The sequence below is a fragment of the Marinospirillum alkaliphilum DSM 21637 genome, assembly GCF_900119735.1.
Lineage (GTDB): Bacteria > Pseudomonadota > Gammaproteobacteria > Pseudomonadales > Halomonadaceae > Marinospirillum > Marinospirillum alkaliphilum.
In genome coordinates this window covers 35,982-48,189 of the sequence record NZ_FPJW01000012.1, presented here as the reverse complement: position 1 = coordinate 48,189, position 12,208 = coordinate 35,982, and the positions used below count along the sequence as shown (strand labels likewise).

At 55.2% G+C, this 12,208-nt stretch carries 7 protein-coding genes; 2 read left to right on the top strand and 5 right to left on the bottom strand.

Features of this window, described 5'->3' with window-relative positions; all coding sequences use genetic code 11:
- Positions 1-4: 4 nt before the first annotated feature.
- From BT114_RS13765 to BT114_RS13745, 5 genes are all read right to left on the bottom strand, one after another.
- Positions 5-1,504: an MFS transporter gene (locus tag BT114_RS13765; protein ID WP_072327080.1), complete on the bottom strand. Its 1,500-nt coding sequence runs from the start codon at positions 1,502-1,504 to the stop codon at positions 5-7.
- A gap of 36 nt (positions 1,505-1,540) precedes the next feature.
- On the bottom strand, positions 1,541-1,996 hold the full coding sequence (locus BT114_RS13760) for a universal stress protein (RefSeq protein WP_072327079.1): 456 nt from the start codon (positions 1,994-1,996) through the stop codon (positions 1,541-1,543).
- A 63-nt stretch (positions 1,997-2,059) separates the two neighbouring features.
- On the bottom strand, positions 2,060-3,670 hold the full coding sequence (locus tag BT114_RS13755; RefSeq protein WP_072327078.1) for an MFS transporter: 1,611 nt from the start codon (positions 3,668-3,670) through the stop codon (positions 2,060-2,062).
- A 333-nt stretch (positions 3,671-4,003) separates the two neighbouring features.
- A complete protein-coding gene (narL, locus tag BT114_RS13750; RefSeq protein WP_342715849.1) occupies positions 4,004-4,696 on the bottom strand; it encodes a two-component system response regulator NarL in 693 nt (230 codons plus the stop codon).
- Positions 4,693-6,618: a histidine kinase gene (locus tag BT114_RS13745; protein ID WP_072327077.1), complete on the bottom strand. Its 1,926-nt coding sequence runs from the start codon at positions 6,616-6,618 to the stop codon at positions 4,693-4,695. The genes narL and BT114_RS13745 overlap by 4 nt, the downstream gene beginning before the upstream one ends.
- A gap of 282 nt (positions 6,619-6,900) precedes the next feature.
- On the opposite strand from BT114_RS13745, the gene BT114_RS13740 reads away from it, so the two are divergent.
- On the top strand, positions 6,901-10,650 hold the full coding sequence (locus BT114_RS13740; protein WP_072327076.1) for a nitrate reductase subunit alpha: 3,750 nt from the start codon (positions 6,901-6,903) through the stop codon (positions 10,648-10,650).
- A complete protein-coding gene (gene narH, locus BT114_RS13735) occupies positions 10,647-12,203 on the top strand; it encodes a nitrate reductase subunit beta (protein ID WP_072327075.1) in 1,557 nt (518 codons plus the stop codon). The genes BT114_RS13740 and narH overlap by 4 nt, the downstream gene beginning before the upstream one ends.
- Positions 12,204-12,208 lie beyond the last annotated feature (5 nt).

The following is a 12,208-nucleotide window of genomic DNA, read 5'->3' as shown; positions in this document are numbered from 1 at the left end:
TTGGTTAGCGGGGCGTGGGCTGCTGCTGTGCTTCCTCTTCTGCCAGCATGCGATCCACAGATGAAATGTAATACTCATCATCAAAGGCATTTTCAGGTTCTTTCAGCCACAGCAGGCAGATCAGCCAACTGATGAAAGCACCGGTTGCAATGATGTAGAAGAACTGGGTTGGTGTGACAAAGGTGAAGATGGTCAGATAAACCACTGCTCCCACATTGCCATAAGCACCGGCCATACCCGAGATCTGCCCGGTGATGCGGCGTTTGATCGACGGAATGATGCCGAAGGTGGCACCCTCTGCACCCTGTACAAAAATCGAGCAGAAGATGGTCACGGCAATGGCGATGATCAGCGGCCAGGAAGCGTTGAGCATACCCATGAGTATGAAACCGACCCCGATGCCAAACATATAGCAGAGCATCACAAACCGCCGATTACCCATGCGATCCGACACCATGCCACCCATCGGGCGAGCCACCAGATTCACAAAGGCAAAGGATGCGGCAATCAAACCGGCCGCAGCAGCACTGAGTCCCCAGGTTTCTTCAAAGAACATTGGCAGCATGGAGACCACCGCCAGCTCGGCACCGAAGTTGGCAAAATAGGTCGAATTCAGTGCCGCCACACTGTTGAAGTTGTACTTGTCATCTTCTGGTACACCCTTTTTCAGGATCGGCACGTTGACCCGCAGAATCTGGACAATCTGGTAAATCACCACCGCAGCAATGACTGCATAAGCAATGATGGCACCGGTGGTGGTGATATAACCCATCATCTGAATGCGCCATACCAGAATGGCCAGTACCCCAACCAAAGGAATGGTCCACAGAATCAGTTTGACCATATCACCCCAGCTACTGACCTCCATGGCAGCGGCTTTACGAGGCTTGCGGTGCGCTTTTACATCCGGGCCATCAGTGATGGCAAACCAGTAAAACACACCATAACCAGCCATCACGATGGCACTCTGGGCAATCGCCCAGCGCCAACCGTCATCACCACCGTACCAAACCAGCGCAATGGTCGGCAGGGTCATGGCCGCTGCAGCGGAGCCGAAGTTACCCCAACCAGCATAAAAACCCTCGGCAAAACCGATATCCTTGGGTTTAAACCACAGGGCAGTCATGTGAATACCAACCACAAAACTGGCACCAATGGAGCTCAGCACCAGGCGTGAAATCAACAGCTGCATCATGGTGGTACCAAAGGCAAACATCAGTGCCGGAATGGCCATCACCACCATCAGAATGGAAAACACCCGCCGAGGACCAAAACGATCCAGTGCCATGCCCACCAGGATACGCGCCGGGATGGTCAGGGCCACGTTACAGATGGCAAATAATCGGATGTCATCTGCGGTCAACCAGTCCACACTGCGCAGCATGCTGGATGCCAGCGGTGCCATGTTGAACCAGACGTAAAAAGTGATAAAAAAGGCGATCCACGTCAGGTGGAGCGCCTTGATATCGGGACTCTTGAATTTGAAAATGTCAGCGACTTTCATGGGGCTATCCTCTGGCCTTCATTCAGGAAAACGCAATCAGCTGGGATAAATCAGCACCGGCACTTCCACTCGACGAGCCAGAAACGAGCTGACACTGCCGAAGGTCATGTAATCCAGTTCATCCACAAAATAATTCAGTGATCGCGAGATAAAGCCGCCATCCGGCTGATGGCTATGACGTGCAATCACCAGCAGATTGGGGTTATGTTTCTGAGTTGCCCGCAGAATCATCTTGCGCGGGTCACCCTCAGCCAGCAGCACCTCACCGGACAACTTCTCCTGAGTGACAAAATCCAGCCCTTCGTGCAGGGCCTGCTTGAGCTCCTCATACTCCTCCTGAAACAGGTCTTCATTGGCATCAGAGGAGTCGCGGGGGTTTTCGGCCACACCCACCAGCATGATTTTTGGACTCATGCAGTGGAACATAGTGAGCGTCTGGGCCAGCGCCAGCTTGGCATTACGTGAACCGTCATAAGCAACCATGATTTTCATGTTCTTGCCCTCGGGACAGGTGGGAATACCGGTTTTCCCGCAGGAAAACCGGTTGCAAACAACTCAGGGGTTTTTTACATAAGCGCCTTTGCGCAGGTAGAACCACCAGTTCAGCACCATGCACAGGGCGTAGAAGACCGCAAAACCGTACATGGCCATTTCCGGTGTACCACCACGGATCTGATCACCAATCACCATCGGTGCTACAAAAGAACCGTAAGCAGCCACTGCAGAAGTCCAGCCCAGCACCGGTCCGGCCTGCTCCTGGTTGTAGATCACACCAATGGTGCGGAAGGTGGAGCCGTTGCCAATGCCGGTGGCCGCAAAGATGACCACAAACAGCACAATGAAGTAGAAGAAGTACTGCTCAGGTGTGGCTGACTGGTAAGCCAGCATCATGATGTAACCCACCGCAGCCGAAGCAATCACCATCACACCGGCAATCACCTGGGTCACAATCGAGCCACCCAGCTTGTCAGACACCCAGCCACCCAGCGGGCGAATCAGTGCACCCACAAACGGGCCAATCCAGGCATAGGTCAGAGCAGAGGGTGCATTGGGGTTGCTCACCCGCTGCATCACACCATCCACTTCAATGGTGCTGGAGCCGAAGATAACGGTGATGGACAGTGGCAAGGCCATGGAAAAGCCGATGAACGAACCGAAGGTCAGGATGTACAGGATCGACATGGACCAGGTGTGTTTATCCTTGAAGATGGCAAACTGACGCTTGGAGTTTTCACCGATCTTGCCGGGCACCATGCGCATCAACACCAGGGTTGCCACCATGATCAGCAGCATCGCCAGCCAGGGGTTCAGAATACCCAGACCGGTCGGAGCCGGCAGATAGAGGTAAAGACCCACACCGGCAGTGATAAAACCGATGATGTACAGGCCAGTGATACGACCAAAAGCTGCCAGAGGATTGCCTGGGTCTGGCGTGATGCTACGCAGGTTATTCATGCCAAACCAGGCGGCAATCACCAGTGGCAGCAAAATGGCGACCCAGATGAACCCGGCATTCTGAATCCAGGTCTCGGTACCCGCCTCAATGCGCCCGATCAGGGTGCCGCTGTCGCGCACCAGGGTCATCGGATCACCCGCCAGCAGACCAAAGACACCCACAGTCATCACTGCCGGGATCAGAATCTGCATGGTGGTGACACCAAAGTTGCCAAGACCGGCATTCAGGCCTAACGCCAACCCCTGCTCCTTTTTCGGGAAAAAGGTGCTGATGTTACTCATCGAGGCCGCAAAGTTACCACCGCCGATGCCAGACAAGAACGCCAGTATCTGGAAGGTCAACAGCGGTGTATCCGGATTTTGCAATGCCATACCGGCACCAAAAGCTGGAATCATCAGCATGGCGGTGGTCAGGAAGATGGTATTGCGTCCGCCTGCGATGCGGATCATGAACGAAGCAGGAATACGCAGGGTCGCCCCGGTAAGACCTGCAATGGCAGTCAGAGTGAACAGCTGTCCTGGTTCAAAAGGAAAGCCCAGGTTCAACATCTGAACCGTGATGATGCCCCACATCAGCCATACGGCAAAACCGCACAGCAGGTTGGGGATTGAAATCCAGAGATTGCGATAAGCTATAGACCGACCCTTGGACTTCCAGTAAGACTCATTTTCGACATCCCAATCATGGATGTCTTGATTTGATCTGGCCATGGTAGTTTCCTGTTGGCTTCTGCTACCTGTGAAATTGCGGTTTCAGAACGCACAACCCGGGCGTTTTATTTGTGCGTTGCACTGAAGATACGCTGGAAAAACACACGCGCAAGACGGTCAAAAATCAATGACAACACCCCATCTACTCCTTCCGGAGTAGTCAAAAGAACATCGCATAATATTGTTTTAAAAGGATTTAAAATTGGGTGGAGGTAAGCGGGTTGATGCATGCTTTAAGGCTGATGTTATTTGTGGGTATACACAAATAACCCTACCTTCAGCCATAAAAAAACCCGGTCAAGGCCGGGTTTTTTTATGACTGATCATGATCATTCACTGACGCTGGGTGATACCCTCCTGCACGGCCCAGACAGCCACTTCCACGCGGGATCGCAGGTTGAGTTTTTTCAGCAGGTTTTTGACGTGGACTTTCACCGTTCCTTCACTGATATCCAGACGCCTGGCCACCATCTTGTTGGACAGACCTTCAGCAACCTGTCGCAGGATCTGCATTTCCCTGGCGGTAAGACTGCTGATATCCGGCCCGGCCGGTTTGCTGCGTTGATTACGCAGCGCTTCAGCCAGCAGTGACGTGAGTTTTTCGCTGATTGCCATGCGTCCCAATGCAGCCTGGCGCAATTGGCTCACCAGATCTTCCGGCTCCATATCCTTCAGCAGGTAACCATCCGCACCGGCCTTGATAGCTGCCACCACATCCTCTTCATGGTCCGACACGGTAAAGATCACAATACGGGAACTGATCTTTTCTGCTCGCAAGAGTTTGAGGGTTTCAATGCCGTTGATATCCGGCATGTTCAGATCCAGCAGGATCAGATCCGGGTCCAGCTCAACGGCCAACTGCACCCCATCAAGGGCATTGCTGGCCTCTCCGGCCAGCACCAGATCAGGCTCCATCTCCAGCAACTGGATGATGCCACGGCGCAACAGCGGGTGGTCATCAATCAACAGTACACTGGCAGGCGCTTTTTCATCAAACAAGTCTGACTTCTTTTTATTATCCATCATTGGCTTTCCTTGTTGACTGCAACAGGTTCAGACATTACATGCTGCTGCCCGCTGGCTTGCCCACCGGACGCTGCGCTTGGTATAAAATCCAACCACACTTCAACACCACCAGCGGTGTGATTCGCCACCTGCAGGCTACCGCCGAGTGTCAGGCTGCGATCCCGCATGATCACCATGCCATAGTGTTGATCGGGTACTCGGCCATCCTTCAGACCAACACCATTGTCCCGTACCCGCACGCTCACCTGACCGGCAGCATAATCAATCAGTACCTGCACCTCACTGGCCTGTGCATGCTTGAAGGTGTTGGCCAGGGCTTCACGGATGATCTGCAGTACATGGATTTCTTCATTCGGATTCAACAGGTGCATCGGCAGGTTGTAATCCAGCTCAATGTGAAACCCGGCCTTGGCAGAAAACTCATCAATGGTCTGCAAGATGGCCTGGTGCAAACCGGGTTTGTCCAGTTTCAGGCGGAAGGTGGTCAGCAACTCCCGTAATTGACGATAGGCACTGTTCAGGCCGGTGCGCAGTTCATCCACCACCACCTGTTCCGCTTCTGAAACACCCTCACTCTCATGCAGCTTTTGCAATCTGGCCACCTGAATTTTCAGGTAAGAAAGTGACTGCGCCAGTGAATCATGCAGTTCACGGGCAATCACCGTGCGCTCTTCCAGCAGCGAAACCTGCTGCAGCTCAGCCATACGATTCTGCAGGTAAACCGCTGTCGCCAATTGATCGGCCAGGGTCTCCAGCAGTCGCCGTCCTCTTTCACTCAACTGGCGGCCGAAGGGGTACCAGACTTCCATACTGCCCAGCTTGCGGTTTCCGGCTCGTACTGCAAAGTGCATTTTCTGTTGGTGAGTACGGCAACGTCCGGTTGCTTCGGGGTCCTCAGTGGAAATACAGATATCACACTCCAGATTCCGGCAATAACCGGGACGATCCGGTGTCTGGGTATCCAGCACCGGAATCGATGCCGCCATCTCATCAGAGGTCAGGTAGAGTTTAATTGGGCCAATGCTTAACAGGGTTTCGAGTTTTTTCAGCATTGGCAAGGCATTACGGCACATGTCGCCGCCACCTTCATAGATCGAGCGGCTAGTGTCATGAAGGATTTCCAGCGCCTTGTGGCTGCGCTCCAGTTCTGCAGTCTTGTCCCTGACCCGAGCCTCCAGGCTGCTGTAACTGACCGACAGCTCTTCCGCCATCTGATCAAAAGCCTGTCCCAACTGGCTCAGTTCATCCTTGCCAGTCACCCCGGAGCGTACCGAAAAATTATGCCGGGTGGCCTGTTTTGCCAGCTCCACCAGTTGATGCAGGGGTTTGATCAGGTGATTACGGATATCAACAATGGCCACCACCAGAATCACCAGGGTGATTAACAAGCCGATGATGTGCAGGAACTTCAGCAACTCCACCTTGTGCTCGGTGCTTTTTTCCAGCAAGTGCACCATCTGATCGATATCGTTAACCAGTGACTCCAACTGCCGCAGGGTGCCAGGCAGCCGTTCTTCTCCAGCCAGGCCAGCAGTATAAAGGTTCAACTCCTGCGTCATCTGGCGCCGCCAGATCTGTTCGATCCACTGGTGCTGAAGGCGGGTGCTGTCTCCTCGCGCAAAAGGAATGGCATTCAGCAATTCAGGGTTGTACAGCCGCTGCTCAAAACCACCGATCATCTGCAGCAAGCGCTGCTTTTCATCCTCGCGTAGCTCATCGGAACTGTGCACATAAGACTGCAGGGTGCTGGCAATACGCCAGGTCTGCATACGCAGCGAACCAGCCACATTTAATGCCGCGGCATCGCCCTGGGTGCGTTCAGCCACCACCACCGACACAGTAATACTGGACAGCGCCATCAGGCTGATGGCCATCAACAGGGCAACAATGCGGGCAATCAGTGACTTTCGGAACAGGTTCATGGGGTTTTTACAAGCTCTTGAATCCCTGGTTTTACTGCAGGGTATTGCATCATCCATCCGGTGTCATCCGAATACCCCTGAAGGAGTAGAAGGCTGGTCTCTGGAGGTAACCGGACAGAATTTGCATTGATATTGTTCCAGAATCCAGCTCGTGAATCGCCATCCGGGTACCGGGCCCCTGCCTGAGATGCGCTCCACTGATGAACGGCAGGTGCAGTCCCGACCTGACACCAGGACGGCAAGAGAAACGTCCACCTATTCGAGGAGTCTGGGAGATCGACAATGAGTCACTTCATAGATCGACTGAATTATTTCAGCAAATCACGCGTCCCCTTTGCCAATGGCCACGGGGAAACTCAGGTAACCAATCGCGACTGGGAAGATGGCTATCGCCAGCGCTGGCAACATGACAAGGTGGTTCGCTCCACCCATGGCGTCAACTGCACCGGCTCCTGCAGCTGGAAGATCTACGTCAAGAATGGCCTGGTCACCTGGGAAACCCAGCAGACCGACTACCCGCGCACCCGTACCGATCTGCCGAACCATGAACCCAGGGGCTGCCCACGTGGCGCCAGTTATTCCTGGTACATGTACAGTGCCAATCGCCTGAAGTACCCGATGATGCGCAAGCAGCTGATGAAGCTGTGGCGCAAGGCTCGCAGCCTGCATGATGATCCGGTGCAGGCCTGGGCTTCAATTGTGGAAGACCCGAGCAAAACCAGCACTTACAAAACCCAGCGCGGCATGGGTGGGTTCATCCGCTCCAGCTGGGATGAAGTCAACGAGCTGATTGCAGCATCCAACACCTACACGGCCAAAACCTTCGGGCCGGACCGTATCATCGGCTTCTCACCGATTCCCGCCATGTCGATGGTGTCCTATGCCGCCGGCAGCCGTTACCTGTCGCTGATCGGTGGCGTCTGCATGAGCTTTTACGACTGGTACTGTGACCTGCCGCCAGCCTCTCCGATGACCTGGGGGGAGCAAACCGACGTTCCTGAGTCTGCTGACTGGTACAACAGTAATTACATCATTGCCTGGGGCTCCAACGTACCTCAGACCCGTACTCCGGATGCTCACTTCTTCACCGAAGTGCGTTACAAGGGCACCAAAACCGTTGCCATTACCCCGGACTACTCCGAGGTCGCCAAGCTCTCCGATCAGTGGCTGAACCCCAAGCAGGGCACCGATGCCGCACTGGCCATGGCTTTTGGCCATGTGATCCTGAAAGAATTCCACCTCGACAACCCCAGTGAATACTTCACCGATTACGTGCGTCGTTACACCGACATGCCTTATCTGGTGATGCTGGAAGAGCGTGAAGATGGCCGTTTTGTACCCGGTCGTTTCCTGCGTGCCAGCGACATGAGTGACCAGCTGGGTGAAAGCAACAACCCGGAATGGAAAACCCTGGCCATTGATGAGCTGACGGATGATCTGGTGGCTCCCAACGGTTCCATCGGTTTCCGCTGGGGTCAGAAGGGCAAGTGGAACATCGATCAGAAAACCGGTGACGACCACCGTGAAGTGAAACTGCGCCTGAGCCTGAAAGGGGCTCACGACGAAGTGGTGCAGGTCGGTTTCCCCTATTTCGGGGGCATCGAACACGAGCACTTCAACTCGGTGAAAGTCAAGGATGTACTGCACCACGCACTGCCGGCCCGCAAGCTGAAACTGGCCGATGGCAGCGAAGCCAGAGTGGTCAGTGTGTTTGACCTGATGATTGCCAACTACGGCATCAACCAGGGCCTGGGCGAAGATGACGGTGCCACCGATCACAACCAGATTGCCCCCTACACACCAGCCTGGCAGGAGGCCATCACCGGTGTACCACAGGACACCGTGATTCGCATTGCCCGTGAGTTTGCTGAAACGGCACACAAGACCAAAGGTCGTTCAATGATCATTGTTGGTGCCGGCATGAACCACTGGTATCACATGGACATGAACTACCGCGGCCTGATCAACATGCTGATCCTGTGTGGCTGTGTTGGTCAGTCCGGCGGTGGCTGGGCCCACTATGTTGGCCAGGAAAAACTGCGTCCGCAAACCGGCTGGCAACCCCTGGCCTTTGCACTGGACTGGACCCGTCCGCCACGCCATATGAACTCCACGTCCTTCTTCTACAACCACTCCGATCAGTGGCGTTATGAAAAACTGGAAGTCAGTGAAATCCTGTCACCGCTGGCCGATGCGCGTCGTTACACCGGCAGCCTGATTGACTTCAACGTTCGCTCTGAACGCATGGGCTGGCTGCCATCAGCACCCCAGCTGAACACCAACCCGCTGACCATCGCCACCCGTGCTGCGGCAGCAGGCATGACACCACAGGAATACACAGTACAGGCACTGAAGTCCGGTGAAATTGCCTTTGCAGCAGAAGATCCGGATTCACCTGAGAACTTCCCACGCAACCTGTTCATCTGGCGTTCCAACCTGCTGGGTTCTTCCGGCAAGGGTCACGAGTACATGCTCAAGTACCTGTTGGGCACCCGTCATGGTCTGCAGGGCAAGGATCTGGGCAAGGAAGGCGGCCCGATGCCGGAAGAAGTGAAGTGGCACGACGAGGTGCAGGAAGGCAAGCTGGACCTGCTGGTGACCCTGGACTTCCGCATGTCCACCACCTGCCTCTACTCGGATATCGTGCTGCCAACGGCCACCTGGTATGAAAAGAATGACCTGAATACCTCGGACATGCACCCCTTCATCCACCCGCTGACGGCTGCCACTGATCCTGCCTGGGAAGCACGCAGCGACTGGGAAATCTACAAGGGCATTGCGAAGGAGTTTTCCAGAGTCTGTAAAGGCCACCTGGGGGTGGAAACCGACCTGGTGACCCTGCCATTGCAACATGATGCACCGGCAGAGCTGGGCCAACCGCTGGATGTGAAAGACTGGAAAAAAGGTGAGTGTGACCTGATTCCAGGCAAAACCGCACCGGCACTGATTCCGGTTGAACGCAACTACCCGGAAACCTACGCCCGCTTCACCTCGCTGGGCCCGGCACTGGAAAAATTGGGCAATGGCGGCAAGGGCATCAGCTGGAACACAGACACAGAAGTGGAACTGCTGGGTCGCCTGAACCATCGTCACGAAGAAGGCAGCAATGCCGGTCGTCCGAAAATCGAAACCGCCATTGATGCCGCTGAAGTGGTACTGACACTGGCACCGGAAACCAACGGACATGTTGCCGTCAAGGCCTGGCAGGCACTGTCTGACATCACCGGTCTGGATCACACCCACCTGGCCCGCTCCAAGGAAGAGGAAAAAATCCGCTTCCACGACATCGTGGCACAACCGCGCAAGATCATTTCCAGCCCCACCTGGTCCGGTCTGGAAGATGAACATGTGTCCTACAACGCCGGTTACACCAACGTGCATGAACTGATTCCGTGGCGCACCCTGACCGGTCGTCAGCAGTTCTACCAGGATCACCCATGGATGCGCGCTTTCGGTGAAAGCCTGCTGGTGTATCGCCCGCCAATCAACACCAAGGCGGTGGCACCGATGCTGGGCAAGAAAACCAACGGCAATCCGGAAAAAGCACTCAACTGGATCACGCCACACCAGAAATGGGGCATTCACAGCACCTACAGCGACAACCTGCTGATGCTGACCCTGTCTCGTGGCGGCCCGATTGTCTGGATGAGTGAGGATGATGCTCGTGATCTTGGCATCCGCGACAACGACTGGATTGAGCTGTTCAACACCAACGGGGCCATTGCTGCCCGTGCGGTGGTCAGTCAGCGCGTGATGCCCGGCATGGTGATGATGTACCACGCCCAGGAGCGCATCGTGAACGTGCCCGGTTCGGAAGTCACCGGTACCCGTGGCGGCATTCACAACTCGGTCACCCGTGCCTGTCCCAAACCCACGCACATGATCGGTGGTTACGCGCATCAGGCTTACGGTTTCAACTACTACGGCACAGTCGGTTCCAACCGTGATGAATTTGTCATCGTGCGCAAGATGAAGCGCATCGACTGGCTGGACGGTGAAGGCAACGACTATCAGCAGGAGGCCGCAAAATGAAAATTCGTTCTCAGGTCGGCATGGTTCTGAACCTCGACAAATGCATCGGCTGCCACACCTGCTCCATCACCTGTAAAAATGTGTGGACCAGTCGTGAAGGCATGGAGTATGCCTGGTTCAACAACGTTGAAACCAAGCCAGGCATTGGTTATCCCAAGGAATGGGAAAACCAGGACAAGTGGAAGGGTGGCTGGGTGCGCCGTCGTGACGGCAAGATCGAGCCCCGCATCGGTGGCAAGTTCCGGGTATTGGCAAACATCTTTGCCAATCCGGACCTGCCGGAAATTGATGACTACTACGAACCCTTTGATTTTGACTACCAGCACCTGCACAACGCGCCGGAGAGCAAACACCAGCCGGTGGCTCGTCCGCGCTCGTTGATCAGCGGTGAACGGATGAACAAGATCGAATGGGGCCCCAACTGGGAAGAGATCCTCGGCACCGAGTTTTCCAGGCGCCGCAAGGATGCCAACTTCGACCAGATCCAGGCAGACATCTACGGTCAGTTTGAAAACACCTTCATGATGTACCTGCCGCGCCTGTGTGAGCACTGCCTGAATCCGGCTTGTGTGGCGTCCTGCCCCAGTGGTGCCATTTACAAGCGGGAAGAAGACGGCATTGTCCTGATTGACCAGGAAAAATGCCGTGGCTGGCGCATGTGTGTCAGCGGCTGCCCCTACAAGAAGATCTACTACAACTGGAAAACCGGCAAGTCCGAGAAGTGCATCTTCTGTTATCCACGCATTGAATCCGGCATGCCCACCGTCTGCTCGGAAACCTGTGTGGGCCGCATCCGCTATCTCGGTGTACTGCTGTATGACGCAGACCGCATCGAAGAAGTGGCCAGCACTCCGGCAGTGGGTGACCTGTATGAAGAACAGCTCAGCATCTTCCTGGATCCCTTTGATCCGGCAGTGATTGCTCAGGCCAGAAAGGATGGCATCACTGACAACGTGCTGAAAGCTGCACAGGCCTCCCCAGTCTGGAAGCTGGCGATGGACTGGAAGCTGGCACTGCCACTGCACCCGGAATACCGCACCCTGCCAATGGTCTGGTACGTACCCCCCTTGTCACCGATTCAGTCTGCAGCTGATGCCGGTCAGATCGGTCACTCCGGTGTATTGCCGGATGTGGACAGCCTGCGCATTCCAGTGCGTTACCTGGCCAACATGCTGACTGCCGGTGATGAAAAGCCGGTACTGCTGGCCTTGAAACGGATGCTGGCAATGCGTGAATACAAGCGCGCTGAGCAGGTGGATGGTGTGGAAAACCTGCGGGCACTGGAGCAGGTCGGACTGAGCAAATCCCAGGCGGACGCCATGTACCGCTACCTGGCAATTGCCAACTACGAAGACCGCTTTGTGATTCCGACCAGCCACCGCGAACTGGCCAGAGAAGCCTTCCCGGAACGCAATGGCTGCGGCTTCAGCTTCGGTGACGGTTGCCACGGCGACAGCAAGTTCAGCCTGTTCGGCGGCAAGAAGCAGACCACCACCATGGTGCAGAAGCTGGGTGCCGTTCAGCAGGTGGACCCTGCCTCACTGCGTGATTGAGGAGA

Bases quoted from the DNA above. Each gene is read 5' to 3' on its own strand.
- BT114_RS13760 (WP_072327079.1), bottom strand. From the start codon at position 1,996: ATGAAAATCATGGTTGCTTATGACGGTTCACGTAATGCCAAGCTGGCG.
- BT114_RS13755 (WP_072327078.1), bottom strand. From the start codon at position 3,670: ATGGCCAGATCAAATCAAGACATCCATGATTGGGATGTCGAAAATGAG.
- narL (WP_342715849.1), bottom strand. From the start codon at position 4,696: ATGATGGATAATAAAAAGAAGTCAGACTTGTTTGATGAAAAAGCGCCT.
- BT114_RS13745 (WP_072327077.1), bottom strand. From the start codon at position 6,618: ATGAACCTGTTCCGAAAGTCACTGATTGCCCGCATTGTTGCCCTGTTG.
- BT114_RS13740 (WP_072327076.1), top strand. From the start codon at position 6,901: ATGAGTCACTTCATAGATCGACTGAATTATTTCAGCAAATCACGCGTC.
- BT114_RS13765 (WP_072327080.1), bottom strand. From the start codon at position 1,504: ATGAAAGTCGCTGACATTTTCAAATTCAAGAGTCCCGATATCAAGGCG.
- narH (WP_072327075.1), top strand. From the start codon at position 10,647: ATGAAAATTCGTTCTCAGGTCGGCATGGTTCTGAACCTCGACAAATGC.